The sequence below is a fragment of the Erysipelothrix urinaevulpis genome (assembly GCF_009828835.1).
Classification (GTDB): Bacteria; Bacillota_I; Bacilli_A; order Erysipelotrichales; family Erysipelotrichaceae; genus Erysipelothrix; species Erysipelothrix urinaevulpis.
In genome coordinates this window covers 1-22,952 of sequence record NZ_WTTB01000006.1, presented here as the reverse complement: position 1 = coordinate 22,952, position 22,952 = coordinate 1, and the positions used below count along the sequence as shown (strand labels likewise).

Here is a 22,952-nt window from a genome sequence, read left to right as displayed (position 1 = left end):
TTTATTGGCCTAGCGCTTTCTCAATAAAGCTTGAATCAATAAACTCGTGAATCGCTTCCATCGTTGGAATTTCTGATATATTCCCTTGAGCTTTTAAAAACTCTCCTGTTTGATAGAACACTGTATGAAAATGCCCAGGTTGCTTACTTGTTCCTAAATAGTCCTTGGATAGTTGTTGATCTGCATTGAGCCAAACAGTACCTTGCATTTGAGTTTTGGTATCCTCCACACTCAATCCCAATTGTTTTGAAGCTCCATCGATCGCCTTTGCTGGCTTATTTTTATATAAACTCACTGCTTTATCAAGTGTTTTTATATAATCAACAACAAGTTCAGGATGTTTTTCAATAAAATTAGTATGAACTAAGTCAATGTTAGCAGTGACAATTCCATCATTTGCCAACATTTCACTATCAATTAACACAGACCCACTCTCTTTAAGTTTTGATAATCCAGGTTCCCATGAATAAGCAGCTTGAATGTCACCACGTTCCCATGCCGCAACGATTTCTGCAGTTTGCATATCCAAAAGTTCGACTTTTTTATCAATGCCTTCTTTTTCTAGTGCTTTAAGTAAACTAAGATGGGATGTTGAACTGAAGGTGGTCGCGATTTTTTTACCTTCTAAATCTTTAATCGACTGAATATTGGACCCTTCTTTAACCACAAGCGCTTCATTACTTCCTAAAACTTCATGAATCCAAATCAGCTTCACGGGTAAATTATTTGCTAAAGCAACAACTCCATTTGTATGACCCATCTCTGCAAAGTCAATACTCCCTGATGAAAAGGCTTGATTCGCTGCAACCCCTGAATCAAAGAAAATAAATTCGGTCTCAAATCCTTTATCATTAAAATACTCTTTAAAATAATTCATAGAAATAGCAACTGTTTTGTCATTTGGAACTCGAATAATTCCAATTCTAACTTTATTGTTAGCGTCTTCAGTTTTACCACCACACGCTGTTAAAATAAACGACAACACTAGCATCACAATTAGTTTCTTCTTCATATCAAGTCCTCCTACTTTCCTGCCCAAAATACAATCTTTGTTTCAAGTTTTTTTAATAAGAAATCGATTAAAATCCCTGTCAATCCCATGATGATAATCCCCACAAACATCACATCACTTTTTAAGTAACGAGAAGCATCAATCACCATCCACCCTAAACCAGAAGTAGCTGCAACCATTTCGGCTGAAACTAATGTTGTATATGCAACACCAACCGCCGTTCTAACACCAATGAAAATATCAGGCAACGTTGCTGGCACAACAATCGTAAAGAATACCTGAGCATTGGTCGCTCCCATTGACTTAGCACTTAAAACAAATGTTTCATCAACACGAGAAACGGCTGATGAACAAGCAATATATATCGGTGCAAACGAAGCTAAGAATAATAAGGTAACTTTGGATTCTTCATCGATACCTAGCCATAAAATCAATAACATATAATAGGCAAGGGGTGGTAATGGACGATAAAAACTAACCAATGAATCAATCACCGCTCTAAATTTAGAGAAATAACCACTGAGCAATCCCAATGGAATTGCCATCACCAATGCTAAAATCACCGCTAAAAATAAGCGATAAAAACTAATTCCAAGATGTTCCCAGAAAGGAATCGAATTATATCCTTCACTCAATATCATTATAAACGCTTTGAATACTTGTTGTGGTGATGGTAATAGTTGTGATGAAACCATCCCAGTATTTGTACTTATTGTCCAAAAAGCAATAATTACAAGCCAAGTTGTCACACTAATCAGTGGATGACTTTTCTTGTTTTTGTTCATTTCAATCCTCTTCTCCATATAAATTATAATCATTATCATTTTAACATAGATAGAACTTATTTTTACAATTTTCAAAAAAAACTCCTAGCGTTATTACGCTAAGAGTTACAATTTATACACTCTATCTTTTTATTCGACACTTCATTAACTATAAGAGCAAGAAGGTATAATTAATGTGTACTTTACCGTCTAGCACTTCTTTGTTTTTCAACATTCGCGCGAAGTTGACCACACGCCGCATCAATCTCGCTCCCCTTTTCACGACGAATTACACATTGAACATTGTGACGTTTTAAATAATCATAAAATGCTGCAGCATTCTTAGGCTGAGTTGGTCTAAATGGATTTTCTTCCACTTCATTATATGGAATTAAATTGACATAAGCATTCATTGATTTAACTAATTCAACGAGTTCTTTGGCTTGTTGAAGGGTATCATTCACACCATCTATTAAAATATATTCAAAGGTTAAACGACGATTGCTCTTCTTTTGATAATAATGAAGTGCTTCAAATAATTCTTCTAAATTAAACATATCATTGACGGGCATAATTTGGGAACGCAACGCATCATTGGGTGCATGCAAGGAAATTGCTAAATTTACTTGACTCATTTCATCCGCAAATCGTTTGATAACAGGGGCAATTCCACACGTTGATATGGTAATATGACGAGCTCCAATATTAAGGCCTTTGTCATTGTTAACACAGGCAATAAACTCCATCACATTCGGATAGTTCATAAACGGCTCACCAATTCCCATCACAACTATATGACTTACACGCTTCTCACGTTTATCCAAATCTTTTTGAACAAACATAATCTGATTAACAAGTTCACCTGCACTAAGATTTCGTTTCGCTTTCAATAAACCTGAAGCGCAAAACTTACACCCCATCGCACAGCCAACTTGTGATGTCACACAGACACTATAACCATAATCATGCTTCATTAAAACTGTTTCAATTAAAGCACCATCTTCACACTCCAGAAGATATTTGCTTGTTTCATCAGCAGCGGTTTGTTGTTTGACTAATTTCAACGTATTTAAAACAAAGTTTTCTTTAAGTTTTTCACGTAAATCAAAACTTAAGTTTGTCATTTCATCAAATGAGTCAACACGTTTCTCATACAACCATGAAAAGACCTGTTTCGCTCGAAACGGCTTCTCACCCAGTTTTGTTAACTTAATTTCTAAATTTTTTAAATCATAATTATAAATAGATTTCATCGTATCTTCCTTCCTTTAAATGAAAAAACCTACAATAAAGTAGGTCTATTCACTTGAGTAATTATCAAAATATCCTTGTATGTGAACAATTGGTGTCCCTTTGTCTCCAGATCCACTGGTCAAATCACAAAGTGAACCGACTAAGTCAACAATGCGACGTGGCGTTGTTCCTTGTGCTTCTCGACTATCAACATTTGTTGTTTCTTTTTCTTTAATTTGTTTTGTAATTGCTTTTTGTAAGGCTTCACCTTTTAAGTCTTGATAATCATTGTCCGCTAAATATTTAAGTTTGATTTCACTTGGTGTCCCTTCAAGTCCACGCGTAAAGCCAGGAGCAACTGTTGGATCAGCCAATTCCCAAATCTCACCCATTGGATCTTTGAACGCGCCATCACCATAAACAATGACTTCGACCTGTTTTCCAGTTCGTTCATAAAATTCAGCTTGGATCGCATTAACGACAGAAAAACTATCTCGTGGAAACAATTTAACAGAATCTTCAGTCGATTTATTGGATCCAAGTAAGCCATACACTTTATTATAGCCACTACCATCCACTGAATCAGTCAGGATATCATTTAATCCAAGCACTAATTTAGCACCGTTTTCTTTTAATATTCGTTTGGTTCTCTGATTCGAATGAACATCACACGCTAAAATAGAATGAGAATATTCTAAAGCTGCACGTGGATCATTTGCAAAGACGATTTCTGCTTCAGCACCGGCCTCTTCAATAATTCCTTTATATAAATCAATATAATCAACACCTGTAAAAGAATGTTTGGAATTCCCAAAATGATGACGGAATTCTTCAAGACTTAAGACATCACTGTATGGATTCACACCTGATTCATCCAATTGATCTAATGTAATTAAAGAGTTTCCAACTTCATCCGATGGATATTGCAACATCAATATAATTTTTTTATTTGATTTCGCAATTCCCTTTAAAACTGTAGAGAATCGGTTTCTCGAAAAGATAGGAAAAATGACAGCTAGTGTTTCATTTTCCACTTTATTATTTATATCCTTGGCGATTGCATCAATACTTGCATAATTTCCTTGTGCTCTAGCTAAAATTGATTCTGTTAGCCCCACAATATCTTGATCAAGAATGTCATATCCTGATGCTTTTGATGCTTCAATCACACTATCACACACGATTTTTGAAATATCGTCACCTTCACGAATTATCGGGCAACGCACGCCTCTAGAAACAGTTCCTACTTTTCTTTTCAATGTTAACGACCTCTTCTTTCGCAGTCTTGTTTTTATCACAGCAATTATAATAACACTTTTCTTGCTTTTCTTCAATAAAAAACGTTGTTCATGAGTCTTTTTTTCAAGCTTGCTCTGTTTCCCCAGGGATTGTGTTGATTTAGCTTATATTTTACGTGTTTCAATAAATACCCATGTTTTTCCTTGATCCTTGGATTCATAGATTGTTTCGGTATCCCCTTGATCCCATTTGGGTGATCCCGCTACCATCTGTAAGGTTTCATTATTCTTCTTTATCGAATGAACATACACATCACTTGGCTTAACAAAGGGAACCTCAAGTCGTTCCAACCTCTCAAAACTCATATCCGTTCGATAAAGTGACATCGTTTTTTCATGATGTGATCCGTAATTTATAAAGACAAGATCATCAATCATAAAAACATCATGAATCTCATCTGTTTTCTCAATGGTTTTAATGCTGACCCATTCATTGTTTAATTCATCAAATTGATATGCGCCAATTAACTCTGCTGACATGGCACGATCCAAAACTTTAAACCCTATTTTTCCATGATCTGTTTCAACAATAAATTTAAAACTATCGTTCGTTAATGAATCATTTTCATAACTGTTGATGCTAGGAATTTGTGATTCTTTTTCATCCTCTTTGGGTAAAGCTAACCATGACCGTTTAATTTCTGAAACAAAAAACTGTGGTTCGTCAAAATAACTATCCAAAAACTGTTCTTGATAATAACGTGTTAAGATTGGATTTGTCGTAATATAGCGTTCGTTCTCATGATTGGATAAATAGAAATTCACTTCGAAAATGCCATTTTCGTTAAGTTTTTTATTCGTATACGCAAAGGTTTCAAATCCATCAATTATAACGGGACGCACCTCAACATTAAACTGTTGATAGTGATACCCTAGGTAAAACAAAGACCCGGCGAGCACAACAGTCATAAAAAGTGGTCCAAAACGATTTTTGTTTCCGTGTCCTTTGTTCTTTTGTTTTGTTTTAACAAACACCAACCCATTGAAGAACAACAGCAACACAGTAAAGACAATCATGATTTTAATATATTCTAAAATAAATACGGGTCGATACGGTTTAGTGATGATTGCATTATAAACACTATAAAGCGATAAGAGTGCAATAACATTCGCAAGCGTCAAAATATTAGACATTCTTTTAGTGTTCATGCTCAATCACCTCAGTATTTGTTTTCTTCGATTGGAAAAACGAAGTAAGGCTCACGATGCCTGTCAATATAAGGCTAAACACGAGTGTAAACAACACCAAATAACCAAAGAAATTTAATTCTTGAATCATTCTTGTCAGTTGTTGGTTAATAACAGGGACATTCAACGTCAATAATCCTTCATTGACCAAACGACTCATGACACTTAATTCATTCAGATTCGCAATTATTTTTTGATGGGACCAAAAGGTATAAATCAACGTAATCACCATAAAAACCATGGCGATAACAACAAACACCGAAAAGAACAATTTTATGCCTTTAATCGGTAAAATTGAATTAAGTTTTCCTCTTAATGTATCCATGTCTTCTTGACTTAAATGTGATTCACTCTTTTTTATTTTAGTTTTTAAATCTTCAATATCCTTTAAGATACTCTCAACGGATTCAATACCTACATCTTCTATAGAGCTTGTTTTTTGATTTGCTTTTTCACTCATCATAAACATCCCCTTTCTTCACTAAGTTTATCATGCCTTAACTTTGATTACATACTTTTTTTCAAATTAGGGTCAAAAGTTTATTTATCCTTCTTATTAGTGTATGATATACACAATTAAAGCGAGGTTTTAAGATGAGAAATAGTATGATAAATGCAAAAAGAATAGTCGTGAAAATAGGGTCTTCTTCACTGACACACAAAGAGTCAGGTGATCTTGATTATCGTAAATTAGAACAGTTAGTGCGAGTCTTATCGGATTTGAAAAGCAAGGGAAAAGAAATAATTCTGGTGTCTTCTGGAGCCCAAGCAGTGGGACGTAAAGCTCTAAACTTGCAGTCAATTCCTGTTGAAATGCCCAAGAAACAAGCACTTGCAGCCATTGGACAAGCTAAATTAATGATGACCTATCAACGCTTGTTTTCAGAATATAACCAAACAGTAGCTCAAGTGCTCTTAACAAAACATACGATGTTTAAAGAAGAAAGTCGAATGAATGCAAAAAATACCTTTAATGAACTGTTAGCCATGGGCGTCATTCCAATTGTGAATGAGAATGATACGGTTGCTACTCACGAAATCGAATTTGGGGACAATGATCATCTCAGTGCCTATGTTCTAGCAATGGTAGAGGCTGAATTATTAATTATCTTATCAGATATTGATGGCTTTTATACCGATGATCCCAGCGAAAACCCGGATGCCAAATTAATAGAATATGTCGAAAAAATATCAAATGACCATCGCTTAATGGGAAAAGAAACATCATCCTCATCAGTTGGAACTGGGGGTATGAGCGCTAAAATTGAGGCCGGTATAATTGTGAATAATTATGGTGCAGACATGATTTTAGCCAGCGGAAACAACTTAGATATCTTGTACGATATTATCGAAGGAAAAAATGTCGGAACTTTTTTCAAAGGCCATGCCAACGAAAGTTTTGATATAGACGATTATTTATAAGGAGGAACAATGGAAACAATTGGACTAAACGCTAAGAAAGCTGCTACTGAGTCAGCACAACTTAGTGCAAGTAAAAAAAATGACGTTTTAAAGGATATTGCATCAGCATTGCTTCATCATCAAGAAGACATTCTTAAGGCCAATAAAAAAGACCTTGAGACTGCCCAAAGTCAAGAGCTTGATGATGCAATGATTGATCGACTCAAACTTAATCCAAACCGAATTAAAGACATTGCAGATGGCTTGGTTAAATTAAGCATAATGGATGACCCTCTTCAAGAAATCTTAGAGACCTATCATCCTGAAAATGGTTTGATAATTGAGAAGGTGTCTGTTCCATTAGGCGTGATTGGAATTATTTATGAATCAAGACCTAATGTAACAGTGGATGCATTTGGACTTTGTTTTAAAGCAGGAAACACAGTTATTCTCAAAGGTGGTAAAGAAGCAATTCATAGTAATCTAGCCTTTGAAGCAATCATTCAAAAGACCTTATCACAAAACAAGCTCAACCCTTTTATTATCCAATGCATTCAATCAACCGATCGACAAGCAACCCAAGCCATGATGAAAATGGACCAATACATCGATGTATTAATTCCACGAGGGTCACAAGGATTAATTAAAGCAGTTTTAAAACACAGCACAATCCCCGTCATTGAAACAGGTGCAGGTAATTGTCATATTTATGTCGATAAAGATGCTGATCTTACCATGGCTCTTGCCATCATAGAGAATGCTAAATGTCAACGATTAGGTGTATGCAATGCCATGGAATCCTTGGTCGTTCATGAAGCCATTGCCAAAACTTTCTTGCCAATGCTAGCAGAGCAACTACACGATGTTGAATTCTTCGCAGACACAAAAGCTCAAGCGATTGTTCCAAGTTTTACCCAAGCAACACCCCTTGATTTCTATACCGAATATTTAAGCAAGGCAATGTCAGTCAAAACAGTTTCTTCACTTCAACAAGCTGTTGACCATATCAATGAACATAACACTAAACACTCAGACGCTATCATCACAAACAATCAAGAAACAAGCGACATGTTCACACGACTCATTGATAGTTCAACCGTTTATGTCAATGCATCGACACGTTTTACGGATGGTTCTGAATTTGGTTTTGGTGCTGAAATAGGAATTTCAACTCAAAAATTACATGCTCGTGGTCCGATGGGACTTAAACAACTCACATCTTATAAATACATTGTAAAAGGAAAGGGTCAGACTCGCGTCTAACCCTTTTTATCTTTTTCTATGGTTGCTTGAATCGCTTGATCAAGAACAAATCCAAAATCAAGTTCATCAAGTTTTTTGGTCCCCTCAACGGTCGTTCCATTGGGAGATGAAACTTTCTGAATCAGTGTTTCTAAATCATCGTCACTTTCCTTCACTAGTTTCCCACTTCCAATCATTGTATCCGCAATGATCCTTACAGCCTTTTCATAATCAATATTTTCACTTTGAACAGATTTTGCCGCCTCGTGTATAAATTTAAATATAAACGCAGGCATACTTCCAGAGATTCCAATAAAGCCACTGAACTGTGATTCATCAAGCATCACAACCTCACCTAAATTTGAAAAGACATTCACAACAAAATCTAAGTGTTTTTTCAAGACTTGATCATTATGACAAATCGCACAGACACCTTCTTGAATCTTAACATTTAAGTTTGGCATCACCCTTATAATTGGACAGTGACCTAGGATCGATTCAATCCATTCAATCGATCGTTTAGCTGCAATAGAAACAACCACTTTTCCATGCAATTCATCTTTTATTTCAAGCAAAACTTCATCCAGTATCTCAGGTTTAACACCTAAAACTACAACATCAACATCACCAACACATTCACGATGATTTGCACTCGGATGAACACCTAGCTGGTCTGCTTTTTCTTTTGTTGACGCAAATGTTCTCCCACTAATATAGACAGACTCTTTTTGCTCAATTCCTTGAATAATTGCACTTGCCATGTTTCCAACACCAATAAATCCTATTTTCACGATACCCTCCTAAGCCAACTTTGACCCTAATGGTAAATCATGATCCGGACGAATGAGTGATACGCCACCCTCACTTAATACACCAAGAACCAAACATTCCGACATTACATTCTTAATTTGTTTATCAGGGAAATTAAGTATTGCTAAAACATGATGACCAAGCAACGCTTCCTCATCATATCGCTCAGTTATTTGAGCACTTGACTTTTTAATACCAATTTCCTCACCAAAATCAATCTCCATGACATAGGCAGGGCGACGAAAATCTTCACGCAACTCTGCAGTTAATATTTTTCCTAAACGTATATCTAAATTTAAAAAATCCTCAAATTTTGCTTCCATATTATCCTTTCACTGCCACAACGGTTATTAATGCTTCATGATCATAAACCGTCACTTCATCTTGATAGTCCTTTAATAATTTAATATCTTTAAAACCATGACGATCCAACATATACCTAATCTCACTAAAATCATAATAATTTAAAACTAATTCTTCACGTTCACTTCCCAACTCAACACCATCTTTAATATGAGTATATTCTAATGATTCAACACTACGAATATAGTTAAAATGTAAGTCTTTGTGATAATTCTTTAGCTCAATATAACTCCCATCCTCTAAATCAAGACGATCCTCAAATGTCTTGCCTACTTCAATATGTGTGGGATAGAGAATATCAAAAATTAATGTTCCACCCTCAACCAATGAATCCGATAAATTCTTTAAAACAGCTTCAATGTCATTAAACAAACAGAATGTTCCTGTTGGAATAATAATTTTATCATAGAGTGCATCAAAGGATATCTCAACTAGGTCCCCTTGAATCAAAAGAGGCTCAACCCCAGCTTCAACACAATTTTCACGACATACACCCAACATTTCAGCAGATAAATCAATGCCATCCACTGTCAAACCTGCTTGAAGCATTGGAATCAACAATCGTCCAGTCCCAACACCTGCTTCAAGAACTCGTTCACCTTTCTTTAATTGTGATAGATAGAACTCCAAATCACCACCCAAAGACTGTCCAACTTTTTTACTATTCTGATAGTATAACGTACTCAATGATCCATACATCATCATCAAACCTCCTTGTTTCCTTTAATACATTTTATCATACTCTGTTTACGAACTAAAAGAAAAGACCTCATCAAGGTCTTTAATACTAATCAATCGTTTTTATACCATTTTTCAATTAAATGAACAGTACGTGTTAAAATCAAGCATTAGCTTAGTTATCACGCTTTGCGTGAAGTCATTAGTTGACACTGGGATCCGTAAGGATCCTTTTTCTTTTGTATTTCAATCATACCATAAAATCTAACGTTATAAAAAGCTGTATCGAAGGAAACTTTCTTCAATACAGCTTTTCTATTATTTAGTATAAACTAACTTTTCTTCAATTTTTCCTAAAAGCAAATCAACAACGACAGCCATGAGTGCAGTGGGTAATGCCCCTGCCCAAATAATAGCTGAGCCATCAGAGACATTAATTCCTCGGGAAATAATATCCCCAAGTCCTCCTGCTCCAACAAATGTTCCAATTGCTGCAATTCCTATTGCAACAACTAAAGCATTTCGAATTCCTCCTAAGATCATGGATATTGATAATGGTAATTCTACTTTAAGTATCACTTGATGACGCGTCATTCCCATTCCTTTCGCAACATCCAGTAAGCCATCTTCAACTTGATGAATACCAGCATAGGTATTACTGATGATTGGTAAAAGAGAATAAAGGAAGATAGTTGCGACAACCGTATTAGGTCCTAATCCCATAACGACCATTAGAATTGATAACATGGCAAGTGAAGGGATGGTTTGAATAATGTTTGCCAGTGAAATCACCCACTTCGATAATGTTCTTCGTTTACTTATATAGAACGCTAATGGTATTCCAATCAAACTTGCAAACAAGACTCCATAGACTGACATTAAGAAATGTCGAATGAACTGTTGGAAAACATAAGAGCCATTCGTTAAATAATATTGTAGTAATTCACTCATTATTGCTCTCCTTTCAAGTCTTTCGCAATCTCTGTGTAGTTCTTTAAATCAGCAAGGTTTTCTTCTGGTTTATTTTCAAAGTATTGATGTTCTTCTAAAAACTCAGTGGCAATGACCTGTGGTTCAATTTTCATCTCATCAGATCGTCGATTGAGTTTTTGCATTGTATCACTGTCAATCTCTCCTGATAGTTTTAAGAATATTTGTTCTAGTTCAGGATAGGTCTGTATCAAATCTTTTGTGAGAACTGGACTTGCATCATAGGGTGGAAAGAGTTGTTTATCATCAACTAACACTCTTAACTTATTCGCTTGAATTCGACCATCTGTTGAATAACCTAAGACAATATCCATTTCTTTGGATGCCACTGCATCATAGACTAAACCTATTTCCATAGGCAAGACATCTTTGAAATCAAACCCATATAATTGTTTGAAGTCAACATATCCATCCCCTTGGCGATTCATCCATGCAGTATCTACTCCTGCTCTTAATGACGGCGATAAGTTTTCTAAATCACTCACGGTTGTAATATTATGTTCTTGAGCAAAGTCTTCTCTCACCATGAAAGCATAACTATTCTCAAAACCATAGCTTGGAAACCAAATCATGTCATATTTATCGTAATACCCCTTCACAACCTTTTCTAAGGCAAGTTCAGGGTCTTTAAGCGGCTCTTGACCTAACTCTCCAGTTAATGATGTTCCAGTGTACATTGCGCCTGAAATATTACTATCTTTTCCTGTCAGTGATTGAAGAACTAATAATGTCGACCCCAGATTATTAATAATATCTGTTTTAACTTCAGGAAGATAATGGGTCACCATTTGCAATGATATTTCTGCTAGGATTTGTCGTTCAGTTGTATTTCCACCCGCAATGACAATATCATTACTCTTTGTACTTGCACCTAGGCCAGGTAAATTACAAGCAGTTAGCGTGAGTGTCAATGTTAAAATCATCATCATTTTTTTAATCTTTTTCATGATACACCCTCATTTCTAACTGGTCGACCATAGTTTTTAATTAATTGGGTTTCAACTTTATCAAAGATTAAATCCATCATTAGTGCCATCACAGTAATTGGCACTGTCCCTGCAATAATCATGTCAATCGCAAAGTTATTTAAACCATTAAATATAAAATCACCCAAACCACCAGCACCAATATAAGCAGCCAAACTAGTCCAAGCAATAACATAAATTGACGATAAACGAACACCAGTCATAATAACCTGTAATGCTAAAGGAACCTGAACTTTAAATATTATTTGCGTTTGAGTCATTCCCATTCCTTTCGCAGCATCAATAATGTCATCACCCACCGATTCCATCCCTAAGACAGTATTTCTAAGAATCGGTAATAGTGAATAAATAAACAACGCTAAAACTGCTGGAAGTTTACCAACACCAAAAATTGGAACCATGATCGCTAAGAGTGCTAACGACGGAATCGTTTGTAACACCGAAGAAATCGCAATCATAATTTTAGATAGTTTTTTATTTTTTGAAATTAATAATCCCAGTGGAATCGCAACTAAAATCCCTAAGAGTAACGCTGTCATACTCAACATAAAATGCTCAGTTATTTTAGTCAATAACTGTCCAGAGTATTCTTGTAAGAAAGCCATTATGCTTGCTCCTTACTATCACCATTTTGAACAACATCACTTGCCGCTTGAACAATTTCGTCTGTTTCAAACGAAGCATCAAATTCTTCTTGTGGTTCATATTCTTTCCAAAACACATCATACACTTCAGAAACAATCGACCCTCGAGTGACCATACCTTTTAATTTTCCATCGTCATCAACGACCGTCAAGTTCCGATAACCTAAGTCATGGATATAGTAAATACCATCTCGAATACTTGTTGTATTCACAACATACGTTACTTTTTTCATAATCTCATGAACATACTGATATTTTCCACGATTCACAGACAAGGTATAGAGATCGACCCGTCCTTTTAAATTATTCTCATCATCGACAACTAAAATATCATCAACTTTTGTTTCACGCATCAGCTTGGCTAAATTAGTAATCGGTTCATTTTCATTAATCTTGATCGGATTTTTAAGCATAATCTTCTCAACCGTTTCAAATTCAAAGCCTGCTTGACTCAAGCGATCTTCACCAATCAACTCTTCAACAAATTCGTTAGCCGCATTGGTTAAGATATCTTTAGGTGTCCCTTCTTGAATTACTTTACCTTCACTCATAACAACAATCTTATCAGCAAGTGTCAGCGCTTCATCCATATCATGCGTAACAAAAACAATTGTTTTATTCATTTCTTTTTGGAGTCGTTTAATTAAATGTTGCAAAGACTCCCTGGTAATTGGATCAAGTGCACCAAAGGGCTCATCCATCAAGACAATCTCTTGATCAGCCGCTAATGCACGAATAACTCCAACTCGTTGCTGCATACCACCACTCAACTCATCAGGGTAGGCATCTAAGTAATCTTCTGATAAGTTAATTCTTTTCATTAGATCCTTTGCTGTTTCTCTCATTTTTTCTTCAGGCCATTTTAATAACTTGGGTACCATTACAATATTTTCATAAATTGTCATGTGAGGCATTAAACCAATCTGTTGAATCACATAACCAATCTTGCGTCGTAATTGTACTGCATCTATTTCATTAATATCGACATCATTAATTAATATTTGTCCTTCACTGGGACTTTCCATGCGGTTAATCATTCTCATACTTGTCGTTTTACCACTACCTGATGTACCAATAAAACAAACAAATTCCCCTTTGTCGATGGTAAGGTTCATCGAGTCAACCGCTTTTTTTCCTTTTACATAACTTTTCGAAACATTTTTAAATTCTATCATTCAATCTCCTTCTAACTTGTTTTCTTATATAAAAAAAAGCACAAAACATCATGCTTTTCATCTTCATCTTTAGCCTGATTCAAAAACAACGTTACTTGACTATTATAACAAATGTAGAAATTTATGCAAAAGAACAGCCATACTACAACAACAATCAAGCCCTACTTTTTGATCAGTGTAATATACAATATTTTAATCTTATATGAGTTTATTGATATTTTCTCAAGGTTATTTGATATAATGATTTTAGAAAGGAATTGCAAGTAACTTGCAAATGTGACCTTATGAAAAAAATCGCTATAGTTTTAGACTCATCCGTTTCATTTACTCAAGATCAAATTGAAGACTATGATGTCTATATTGCCCCACTAACAATTACTCATAACAATGTTTCTTATATCGACCAAGTAACAATTACTAAAGAAGAGGTCAATAACTTACTGAGAGAACACCAACTTTTAACCACCTCTCAACCAAGTATTGGTACAATGATTGAAATATTTGAAGACATTAAAGAGAAAGATTATGATTATACCTTTGTCCTTAGCATTGGTACAGCGTTATCTGGATCATTTAACGCCTTTAATCATGCTGCAGCCGAAGCAGGCCTTAGCAATTTCGAAGTTATTAATACTTACTCAATTACCGGCCCAGTCCAACAAGGTGTGAAAGCAATTCGAAGTATGCAAGACCATGAAAGCATCGAAAATATTTCAAACACACTGCACTCTATCTTTGATAATCAAGTATCTTATATTTATCCAAAAACCTTAGATCAAGTGGTTCTAAGTGGTAGAATGTCAAAGACTGCTTCTAGAATTGCGAACATGCTAAGAGTAAAGCCTGTCCTACATTTAGAAAATAAAGCAGAATCCATTGAGGTTTTAACCATCGCGCGTACAGACCGTCGAGCATTTAAGGCACTTGTCGATGATTTTATTAAACACAAGGTTGACCCCTTCACCCACGATCTTTATTTATTAGAAAGTGAAGGCATGGAAACACTTGAAAAATTCAAAGACTACGTCAGTGACAAAATGGGAGAATTTGAAACTTATATTATCAATTTGCCAGCCGCTGTCGCAACCCATGCTGGTTTAGGTACTATCGCCATACAATGGTGCCCTAAATTAAAGAAAAAAGAAGACTAAGTCTTCTTCATCATTAAATAAAGACCAAAGAAAATTTATTCTTTGGTCTTTATTATTTGGTATTCTCGGTACACTTTCACAATACATAACAAAACTAAAATCAAGGCAATGAATAAAATGGGAACAGCATATTTGAATAAAGGGATTAACACATACCCTAGTTTTGGTATCACATTAACGACTTTGCCTACAATATGATGCTCTTTAATTTCCCAATGATCTAAACTTGAACCTTTATTCGATTTTGTTTTAATCGTATCGCCATCCCGTTCTGCAAGATAATGCGTGATTAAATCATCGTGACCATCGTTGTTAATATCATAAGAAAAAGTAATGATATCCCCCACTTCATAATCCTTAACGCTTTTTACCACAATTAAATCATTCCGATTGATTACAGGTTCCATACTTTCACTTACAACAACCATTGTTTTAAAAGGATTAATGCGACCCGCGATTTTAGGTAAAAACATCATTGTCCCTATAATCAAACTCACCACAATCATGATGACATAAAAGAGACTATTTCTTCTACTTTTATTCATAAGGATATGGACTCCAAACACTATTATCCTCAGTTGGCTTAACTAATCGACCATTAATGTAGTTGGTTTCTTTCATTAGTTTAAACAAACGCATCTCACCGTTCTTATCAGGAGCTGCGATAACTGGTTTCATATTTTTAACATATTTCCAATCAAAGCTTTTATATACCGTATATTGATCAAAATATAAATCATTATATAAATTCCAGCCCATATCTGTACCTGGAATCGGATTTTTTTCTGTGTTGAAATTGTTTCTTATATATAATTTGTCATTATACATTACGGTTGTCCCTACTTTATAAGGTTCTCCCTTAAAGGTTAAACCTTGAGAATTCCACGTTAAAACAGAAACGGATCCAATTAATCCCCATGCCTGATATTCTTTATCATTAGGAATGTCATTGGGTGCTCCACCATGTCTTGCAATATAAATTTTATTTTGATAACGAACCATTGAAGGTTTATTTTCATAATGATAATAAGTATTCCTTAAGTAATCAAGACCATAAGGCTTTAAAGGATTTACCCAAGGCGAGTTCATACTCGCGCCTCCCATGTCATGATCATAGACCAAGTAATAAACACCATCTTTAAAGACAACGTCTATACCACCCAGTTTTCCAATGTCAAATGGATCTGCTGTACCAATCGGATGTTCATTCGACACCGGTTTTTTCCACTGACCAATTTTTATGGTGTGCTGAACAGATAAAAGAGGTGGTAATGAAAGTTTACCACCGTTCCAATATGCATAACTCGTTGTTGCTGATAAAGCAAACATTAACGTTATGATTGTGATCGTTAAGATTTTTTTCATCTCACACCTCTTTATTTAATTATTGTTCGTTAACATCGACATTAAAGCTTACTTTCATTGGCTTTAATTCAATTTTGTCATAGATTTCTTTGTTTTTTGGTTCTGTATGGAAAACAATTTTTAATTGGACAGCATCTTTAGCTGTTGCTTCTGTCCCTTTCAATGTCATCTCTTGTTGTCCTTTAACAATTTCAACACTGAACATTTCTTTTAATTCTTCTTCAGTGAATCCTTCAACATGCATCTTTAAACCGCTAACATTAAGCAACCCTTTAGCACCATCAATTGTTTTGCTATCTGTTGCCCATTTTGCATCAAATTTTAGTACAATTTCGCTTGTTGAATCAGCATCCACATATTTTGTTGGTACTAATGGGAGTGATTTATTATTATCTGTAAGGTTAACAGTTGTTGTAATTTCTGTTGTTGAACCTTCACCCACTTGAATGGTATTACTGTGCGCTGATAAAACCGCTTCGTTAATATTTGCATTATTCCAGTATGCCCAAGTAAATCCTGTTAATAAAAGTGCCAAGATTGTTAATGACACTAAAGTAATTCGTTTTTCGTTCTTCATCTTCTATGTCTCCTCTTTGTTTTCTTCTTTTCGACAAATTGAATAATATCATAGAGCGATATTTATACACAATCCTTTTGACTATCAAGTTTTTCTTTTATGGGAAATTCTTGATAAGGATTATCATTCCGTCGTGTCTTAAGTTCATTTCACGTGTTGATCACTTTTGTTTCATTTTCAAAAAAAAAGTTGGTCTTTTGTGATGACCAACTTTTTTTTAATAATTTTCTTGAATAAATTTATTTAAGTCCCTTAACTTTTCTTCAATCATTTCAATGGTTGTTTGAAACTCTTTATCTCCTTGTCCACTTGGATCATCAAGACCCCAATCAAAACGGTAAGTTGATTGTAAACTTGGACATGATACGTTGCACCCCATCGTAATAACAATATCAATTGAATCTAAGTCGTTGATGTGTGTGTTGCTTTGTTCTTGAGCTAGGTCATAATCATATATCTTCTTTATTAGTCTAATTGCATCTTGATTAATTCCACGGCTCAAATCTGTTCCAGCAGAATAGGCACTCATACTATCGCGATACTTTAATTTTGCGATTGCTTCAGCCATTTGTGATCGACATGAATTATGAACACAAACAAAGGCAACGCTTGGTAAGTGACTCATTATTGTAATTTAAACTCCGAATAGATAAAATCATAATCTTCTAAAATTGCTGCTTGATTTGTATAGAAAAATGTCTTTGCAGAGACTTCATCACTAAGATTTAGAATTGGGTTTTCTTTAAGTTCTGGTGCTAAGTGATCAACCGCATTTTTATTAGCTGTTGTGAATTTGGTAATTTCCGCAATTTTAGCGGCAACTTCCGGTTGCATCATGTAGTTCAAAAATTTATAGGTCCCTTCAGGGTTTGGTGCTTGTTTAGACATGACAAATGAATCGATATAAATCGGTGTTCCTTCAGTTGCAAACACTGCTTCAAGGTCTTGATTTGCTTCCAATGCTTTGTAGATTTGATTTGAATACATAAAGCCTGCAACAGCTTCTTTATTCAACAATGAATCTTCTGGTGTATTGGTTTCAAATCGATGAATGTTTGGTCTAAGCTCGAAAAGTTTGTTTTTCACATTCTCAATATCGTTTTTATCAGCACTATTAACCTCTTGTCCGAGCGCTTTTGATACAATTCCCATGACTTCGACTGCACCATCAATCATAACAAGCGAATCGTTTAATTCTGATTGCCATAGATCATCATAGCTTGTGATTGGTTTAGCACCTTTGTTTTGAACTTCTTTAGGATTAACGAGCAATAATGCTGTCGATATTGCGTATGGAATTGAATATTCATTCTTTTCATCATAGTAATTATTTTGGTAATTAGGGTTAATATTCTCTAGGTTCCCTAATTTACTATGGTCTAGTTGAAGAATGTTGTCATTTTGTCGCAAAATATCAACCATATAATCCGTTACAACTGCAAGGTCATATTGTGCGCCACTGGTTTCTAAAAGTGATTGCATATCCTCATTTGATGCAACTTCCTTGTAATTAACCTTGATGCCACTTTCTTCTTCAAATGCATTGATCACTTCTCGTGGAATAAAATCTCCACCCCAGGTCATCAAGTTAATGGCATCCTCTGCTTTCTTACTTGGTGAACATGCTGTAAGCATTAATACTACGAGTAAACTAATTCCTATTTTCTTCATCTATTTTACCTCTCTTTTTTTATCTTTCTTAAAATCAATTTGTGCTAAACCTAAAATCGTAAATGTCATCAGTAATATAGCTGTACACAATGCATTTATTTTTGGTGTAACCCCCACTCTCATCATTGAAAACACATGGACTGGCAATGTACTTTGAGTTCCTGAAACATACGTTGAAATCACCACATCATCCAATGACATCGCAAGCGATAACAAGGATGCTGTTAAGATTGCCGGATAGACTAAGGGAAGAACGATTGTTTTGACCATTTCCCATTTTGTTGCCCCAAGATCACGAGATGCTTCTAAGATTGAGCGATCGATTTCTTGTAACCTCAATCGAACCATAATATAAACATATGGCACTGTAAATAATGAATGAGCAATAATTAAGGTCAAGCGACCTAAGGGTACATTTAAAAATGTGAATAAAATCAACAATGAAATTCCTAAGGCTAATTCTGGAACCAACAACGGAAGAAACATCATGCCCTCAATTGTTTTTCCTCTTCGTTTAGTTTGAAATAAAGAAATAACTGCCGCATACGTTCCAACAACTGCTGAAAAAACTGCCGTTAAAACACCCACTTGCAAACTAAGAATAAGAGACTCCATAATAACCCGATCATTAAACAATTCTTTGTACCATGTTAAACTAAATCCTGTCCAAGATGCTGTCGATGCACTCGCATTAAACGAAAAAATCAAAACAGCTAAAATCGGAATATAGAGGATTGTAAAAAACAAACTGAGATACACTTTACTTCCACGGTTATTTTTCATCTGCACTAACCCCCTGCCAACGTTTATTTAGGTGGTTATATCCAAGTAATACGATTGCGACCAGGAGAATCATTCCAATAGCTAAGGCAGCAGCTTGTGGTCTATTTCTTCCCTTTGTAACTTGGTTATTTATTAGATTAGCGAGATAAATAGTTTGACCACCACCCAATAAATCCGAAACAAAATACAAACCTAGTGCTGGAATAAAGACAAGCGTAAAGCCTCTCAATACCCCTGATAATGTTAGAGGTAAGGTTACGTTTATAAACGTTTTTACTTTACCAGCACCTAAATCATAGGAAGCTTCAAGCAAGGACTGATCCAATTTGTCCACTGAATTAAAGATTGAAATAATCATAAACGGAATCAACATATAAACTGTTCCAATTAATACAGTTGAAAATTTATACATCATTTGAATCGGTGTTTGAATAATACCTAAATTTAAAAGAACTGTATTAATTATTCCGGAATTACCAAGCAAAATAACCCAACCATACGTCCTCATCAAACTGGATGTCCAAAAAGGAATCATGACCAATACTAATGATACTCTTTTCCATTTTTTGTCCAAACGGGCCGTGAAATATGCGACAGGATAAGCTAGAATAATTGAAATGATTGCAGTTAAGATTGCTAATTTAAACGAATTCCAGAATACTTTCATATAGGTCGGACTTAAGACTTTTCGATAATTATCCAAGGTGAATGAAAACTGAATATTTCCCAAGGAATCTCGACTCAAGAAACTAAGAATTATCACCATGAGTAATGGAATAAAAACTAAGACGCCCATCCATAATAGAATGGGATACGACAAATATTTATCATGTTTATCCTTCATCGGTATCACGCCCTTTGGGTAAGATAACCGCTGAATCTTTTCCCCACGTTACATAGACTTCATCATTTTCTTCATAACGACAATCTTGAATTCCATACTCTATTACCATCATCGTTTGATCATTGACTAAAATTTCAGTCCTAACTTGCGATCCAGTATAGCGACTTGAAAGAACTTGAGCTGGAAACGATCCCTCACTTTGATCACATTTGATCGACATTTTATCAGAATGAACTGCTAAAATGACCTCATTCTTTAGAGCGTGCGATTTGGAACAACCACGATGACAATCAACCCATACTGGTGACTTATTTAAATAAACCAATGCTTTATTGTCTTTGAAATCCGAAACATCAACATGAACTAGATTTCTTTCTCCAATAAAATCAGCAACAAACAAATTGCTTGGATCATTGTAAACTTCTTTAGGGTTACCGATTTGTTGAATGACCCCTTTATTCATGATGGCTAAGCGATCTGACATATTGAGTGCTTCTTCTTGATCATGAGTAACATAGATAAAAGTTGTCTTGCTTTCTTTTTGTATTCGTGAAAGTTCTAATTGCATGTGCTTTCTTAATTTTTGATCAAGGGCTCCCAAAGGCTCATCAAGTAACAAAATATCTGGTTTATTGATGAGTGCTCGAGCAATCGCAATTCTTTGTTTTTGTCCACCTGATAATTGTGATACATTACGATCTTCATAACCTGTCATTTGTACTAATTCTAAAACATCAAAAACTGCTTCCTTATGTTTTTCTTTAGGAATTGTTCCTTGCATTTTAGGACCATAAATAATATTTTCATACACCGTTAAATGCGGAAACAGTGCATAATTTTGAAAAACTGTATTAACGCTTCTTTTTTCTGGCGGAAGATTCATAATTGACTGACCTTCTAATTCAATTCCCCCTGAACTAATTGTTTCAAATCCAGCAATTGATCTTAAAATCGTTGTTTTTCCACATCCTGAAGGACCCAATAATGTTAAAAATTCCCCTTTATACACATCAAGTGATAAATTATCCAAGGCTTTAAAATCACCATAGTATTTATCAACATTTTTTATTGATAATAAAACTTCTTTCATATTAATACCTCCACCAAGTCGTCCTAATCATAATAGTCGAAACTTCCTTTCAACGCTATTCTTGTGCTTATATATGTCATGATACTCAAAAGCATCATCAAAGTTCCTGAAACAATAAAACGGTTTGCAATATCATTCCCAAGTAAGTTTGAGATAGGGTTGATAAGAAACGGAGAAATAAATTGCCCTATACTCATCACAACCATCATTGCACTCATGCCTTTAAGCACAGAATTTTGATCTGATCGTTCATTGATCATTGAGACAAAATAAGGATTAATCACACTAGTCCCAAAACCAAACACCATTGCCATCCCAAAGAATAAGGGTACATTTTGAATCCATGCCAAGCTTAACAAACTCACTGCCGTCATAACCAGTGCTAGTACAAGAAGTTTAGACCCTAATTTCTCTTTTAATTTCGGATATAAAAATCCAACAACAAATCCAATCATTGCATTCACACTCGTGATTAAAGCCAACGTTGATAAACTTAAGAGATTTTTTTCTTGGTTTAAAAGCGATAAATTTAATGGCAATGTAATGGTTAAGATGATTGTTACCAAAATAAACATTAAATAATGACTCAAATTTCGACTCAATTTTTGACGTGGTGTGTTGGATGATTCAACTTCTATTGAAGGGTAAATCAAAATGATTGGCCCTAGACAAATTAAATTAAGCAATGGAAGCGCTAAGGTTAAGTTAATGCTTTTTTTCAAGGTCATGACGGCTAAAAATGTAAATAGAACAGCTCCTAAACTTGAAAAACTTGCATAAACACCCTCTGCTTTGTTGATTGTTTTTTTATCAAAAGCAAGATAGGGGTAGCTGCTGACAATTGGATTTAATAAACCAAGTCCAATTCCCAAACAAGCTCTTGATATCAATAACGCATTAAAACTTTTAAATAAAAGAGGCAGTAAACCTGATAAGCCAATTAAGAGATAGCTTCCTATTAGCATATCTTTTTTCTTAATGTAGTGGTCTAATCTTGCCACCAAAATCGCGGATAATGTCATAAAAAGTGGCGGCAAGGTTAAGGTTAAATGAAGGTCATTAACATGCCTTGGATAAACCTGACCAAGTTCATAAATAATTGGAACAAAGCCAACCGCTGTGGACAAGGTTAACGATAACAACGCCAAAAGAAAATACTCTTTGTGTTTGATATTTAATCTCTTTTTTGACATTGAATGAGAGGACTCTTTCGTTCTTTAACCACTGATACTGCATCAATCCAAGTCGATATACTTGAAAACTCTTCCACATTTAAATGATACCGTGTCCAATAGCCATCCTTATAGCCTGTCACTAATTTAGCTTCTTGCAATATTTTCATATGATAGGACAACGTCGCTTGACTTATATGAAAATGATCTAACAATTGACACGCACAAAGATTACAGGTTGTTAGCATGTTAATAATTTCTACACGTGTATCGTCTGCTAGTGCTTTAAACTTTTGCACATTGCTCAATACAATCACTCCATTTCGATTTTTATCTATATGAAAAGTTTACTATCCATATCGCCATTTGTCAATATAGATTTTTAAATGATAAATTAGTATATTAAGTGCAACACTAATAAAAAAGACTCATAACGGTCTCGTGGTAAAATGTATTTGTCGATACAACCAGGAGGAAACGTCATGAGCTATAAACATATTACCATAGAAGAACGT

General features: G+C 35.0%; 26 protein-coding genes. 3 read left to right on the top strand and 23 right to left on the bottom strand.

The genetic code is table 11. The annotated features are described in order from the left end of the window. Position 1: 1 nt before the first annotated feature. The 6 genes from GVV10_RS07315 to GVV10_RS07290 all read right to left on the bottom strand — a co-directional run bounded on the left by GVV10_RS07315 (position 2) and on the right by GVV10_RS07290 (position 5,955). Positions 2–1,012, bottom strand: coding sequence for a taurine ABC transporter substrate-binding protein (locus tag GVV10_RS07315; RefSeq protein WP_159521200.1), 1,011 nt, complete (start codon positions 1,010–1,012; stop codon positions 2–4). 11 nt (positions 1,013–1,023) lie between these two features. Next, complete coding sequence (locus tag GVV10_RS07310; RefSeq protein WP_159521198.1) at positions 1,024–1,797, bottom strand: ABC transporter permease; 774 nt, start codon at positions 1,795–1,797, stop codon at positions 1,024–1,026. Positions 1,798–1,979: 182 nt separating this feature from the next. Beyond that, positions 1,980–3,029 carry a 23S rRNA (adenine(2503)-C(2))-methyltransferase RlmN gene (gene rlmN, locus GVV10_RS07305; protein ID WP_159521196.1) on the bottom strand — a complete coding sequence of 350 codons (1,050 nt, stop codon included), beginning with the start codon at positions 3,027–3,029 and terminating at the stop codon, positions 1,980–1,982. A 45-nt stretch (positions 3,030–3,074) separates the two neighbouring features. Beyond that, entirely contained in the window at positions 3,075–4,268 is a 1,194-nt protein-coding gene (locus tag GVV10_RS07300) for a coenzyme F420-0:L-glutamate ligase (RefSeq protein ID WP_159521194.1), read from the bottom strand. A gap of 144 nt (positions 4,269–4,412) precedes the next feature. Next, complete coding sequence (locus tag GVV10_RS07295) at positions 4,413–5,456, bottom strand: hypothetical protein (protein ID WP_159521192.1); 1,044 nt, start codon at positions 5,454–5,456, stop codon at positions 4,413–4,415. Beyond that, complete coding sequence (locus GVV10_RS07290; protein ID WP_201290018.1) at positions 5,446–5,955, bottom strand: hypothetical protein; 510 nt, start codon at positions 5,953–5,955, stop codon at positions 5,446–5,448. The genes GVV10_RS07295 and GVV10_RS07290 overlap by 11 nt, the downstream gene beginning before the upstream one ends. Positions 5,956–6,089: 134 nt before the next feature. On the opposite strand from GVV10_RS07290, the gene proB reads away from it, so the two are divergent. Together proB and GVV10_RS07280 are read left to right on the top strand one after the other, a co-directional pair. Next, on the top strand, positions 6,090–6,917 hold the full coding sequence (proB, locus tag GVV10_RS07285; protein WP_159521188.1) for a glutamate 5-kinase: 828 nt from the start codon (positions 6,090–6,092) through the stop codon (positions 6,915–6,917). 9 nt (positions 6,918–6,926) lie between these two features. Continuing rightward, positions 6,927–8,159 carry a glutamate-5-semialdehyde dehydrogenase gene (locus GVV10_RS07280; RefSeq protein WP_159521186.1) on the top strand — a complete coding sequence of 411 codons (1,233 nt, stop codon included), beginning with the start codon at positions 6,927–6,929 and terminating at the stop codon, positions 8,157–8,159. Here GVV10_RS07280 and proC read toward each other — a convergent pair. From proC to GVV10_RS07245, 7 genes are all read right to left on the bottom strand, one after another. Continuing rightward, positions 8,156–8,929 (bottom strand): pyrroline-5-carboxylate reductase, encoded by a 774-nt coding sequence (proC, locus tag GVV10_RS07275; protein ID WP_159521184.1) that lies wholly within the window; start codon positions 8,927–8,929, stop codon positions 8,156–8,158. The two genes, GVV10_RS07280 and proC, sit on opposite strands and share 4 nt — an antisense overlap. A gap of 9 nt (positions 8,930–8,938) precedes the next feature. Continuing rightward, entirely contained in the window at positions 8,939–9,271 is a 333-nt protein-coding gene (locus GVV10_RS07270; RefSeq protein WP_159521182.1) for a tRNA-binding protein, read from the bottom strand. A 1-nt stretch (position 9,272) separates the two neighbouring features. Next, on the bottom strand, positions 9,273–10,013 hold the full coding sequence (locus GVV10_RS07265) for a class I SAM-dependent methyltransferase (protein WP_159521180.1): 741 nt from the start codon (positions 10,011–10,013) through the stop codon (positions 9,273–9,275). Between the two features lie 294 nt (positions 10,014–10,307). Then, positions 10,308–10,940, bottom strand: a complete 633-nt coding sequence (locus GVV10_RS07260; RefSeq protein WP_159521178.1) for an ABC transporter permease — start codon at positions 10,938–10,940, stop codon at positions 10,308–10,310. Beyond that, entirely contained in the window at positions 10,940–11,926 is a 987-nt protein-coding gene (locus tag GVV10_RS07255) for an osmoprotectant ABC transporter substrate-binding protein (protein WP_201290017.1), read from the bottom strand. Before GVV10_RS07255 ends, GVV10_RS07260 begins: the two co-directional genes overlap by 1 nt. Further along, positions 11,923–12,570, bottom strand: coding sequence for an ABC transporter permease (locus GVV10_RS07250; RefSeq protein WP_236261881.1), 648 nt, complete (start codon positions 12,568–12,570; stop codon positions 11,923–11,925). Before GVV10_RS07250 ends, GVV10_RS07255 begins: the two co-directional genes overlap by 4 nt. Continuing rightward, positions 12,570–13,784: an ABC transporter ATP-binding protein gene (locus tag GVV10_RS07245; RefSeq protein ID WP_159521176.1), complete on the bottom strand. Its 1,215-nt coding sequence runs from the start codon at positions 13,782–13,784 to the stop codon at positions 12,570–12,572. Before GVV10_RS07245 ends, GVV10_RS07250 begins: the two co-directional genes overlap by 1 nt. Before the next feature lie 284 nt (positions 13,785–14,068). Between GVV10_RS07245 and GVV10_RS07240 the strand changes: the two genes are divergently transcribed. Further along, on the top strand, positions 14,069–14,935 hold the full coding sequence (locus tag GVV10_RS07240) for a DegV family protein (RefSeq protein ID WP_159521174.1): 867 nt from the start codon (positions 14,069–14,071) through the stop codon (positions 14,933–14,935). 35 nt (positions 14,936–14,970) lie between these two features. Here GVV10_RS07240 and GVV10_RS07235 read toward each other — a convergent pair whose 3' ends face one another. The 10 genes from GVV10_RS07235 to GVV10_RS07190 form a co-directional block, all read right to left on the bottom strand. Continuing rightward, positions 14,971–15,480 (bottom strand): signal peptidase I, encoded by a 510-nt coding sequence (locus tag GVV10_RS07235; protein WP_159521171.1) that lies wholly within the window; start codon positions 15,478–15,480, stop codon positions 14,971–14,973. Beyond that, a complete protein-coding gene (locus GVV10_RS07230; protein WP_159521169.1) occupies positions 15,473–16,300 on the bottom strand; it encodes a hypothetical protein in 828 nt (275 codons plus the stop codon). The genes GVV10_RS07235 and GVV10_RS07230 overlap by 8 nt, the downstream gene beginning before the upstream one ends. A gap of 19 nt (positions 16,301–16,319) precedes the next feature. Further along, on the bottom strand, positions 16,320–16,877 hold the full coding sequence (locus GVV10_RS07225) for a hypothetical protein (protein WP_159521167.1): 558 nt from the start codon (positions 16,875–16,877) through the stop codon (positions 16,320–16,322). Positions 16,878–17,094: 217 nt separating this feature from the next. Next, entirely contained in the window at positions 17,095–17,502 is a 408-nt protein-coding gene (locus GVV10_RS07220) for an arsenate reductase/protein-tyrosine-phosphatase family protein (protein WP_159521165.1), read from the bottom strand. Beyond that, the gene (locus GVV10_RS07215) at positions 17,502–18,548 is read right to left on the bottom strand and encodes an ABC transporter substrate-binding protein (protein ID WP_159521163.1); all 1,047 of its coding nucleotides are present in this window, start codon (positions 18,546–18,548) and stop codon (positions 17,502–17,504) included. Before GVV10_RS07215 ends, GVV10_RS07220 begins: the two co-directional genes overlap by 1 nt. After that, positions 18,549–19,331 carry an ABC transporter permease gene (locus GVV10_RS07210; protein WP_159521161.1) on the bottom strand — a complete coding sequence of 261 codons (783 nt, stop codon included), beginning with the start codon at positions 19,329–19,331 and terminating at the stop codon, positions 18,549–18,551. Next, positions 19,321–20,175: an ABC transporter permease gene (locus tag GVV10_RS07205; RefSeq protein WP_159521159.1), complete on the bottom strand. Its 855-nt coding sequence runs from the start codon at positions 20,173–20,175 to the stop codon at positions 19,321–19,323. The genes GVV10_RS07210 and GVV10_RS07205 overlap by 11 nt, the downstream gene beginning before the upstream one ends. Next, positions 20,165–21,265 (bottom strand): ABC transporter ATP-binding protein, encoded by a 1,101-nt coding sequence (locus GVV10_RS07200; RefSeq protein WP_159521157.1) that lies wholly within the window; start codon positions 21,263–21,265, stop codon positions 20,165–20,167. The genes GVV10_RS07205 and GVV10_RS07200 overlap by 11 nt, the downstream gene beginning before the upstream one ends. A 23-nt stretch (positions 21,266–21,288) precedes the next feature. Next, positions 21,289–22,458: an MFS transporter gene (locus tag GVV10_RS07195; RefSeq protein ID WP_159521155.1), complete on the bottom strand. Its 1,170-nt coding sequence runs from the start codon at positions 22,456–22,458 to the stop codon at positions 21,289–21,291. Continuing rightward, on the bottom strand, positions 22,440–22,736 hold the full coding sequence (locus GVV10_RS07190; protein WP_201290016.1) for an ArsR/SmtB family transcription factor: 297 nt from the start codon (positions 22,734–22,736) through the stop codon (positions 22,440–22,442). Before GVV10_RS07190 ends, GVV10_RS07195 begins: the two co-directional genes overlap by 19 nt. Positions 22,737–22,952 lie beyond the last annotated feature (216 nt).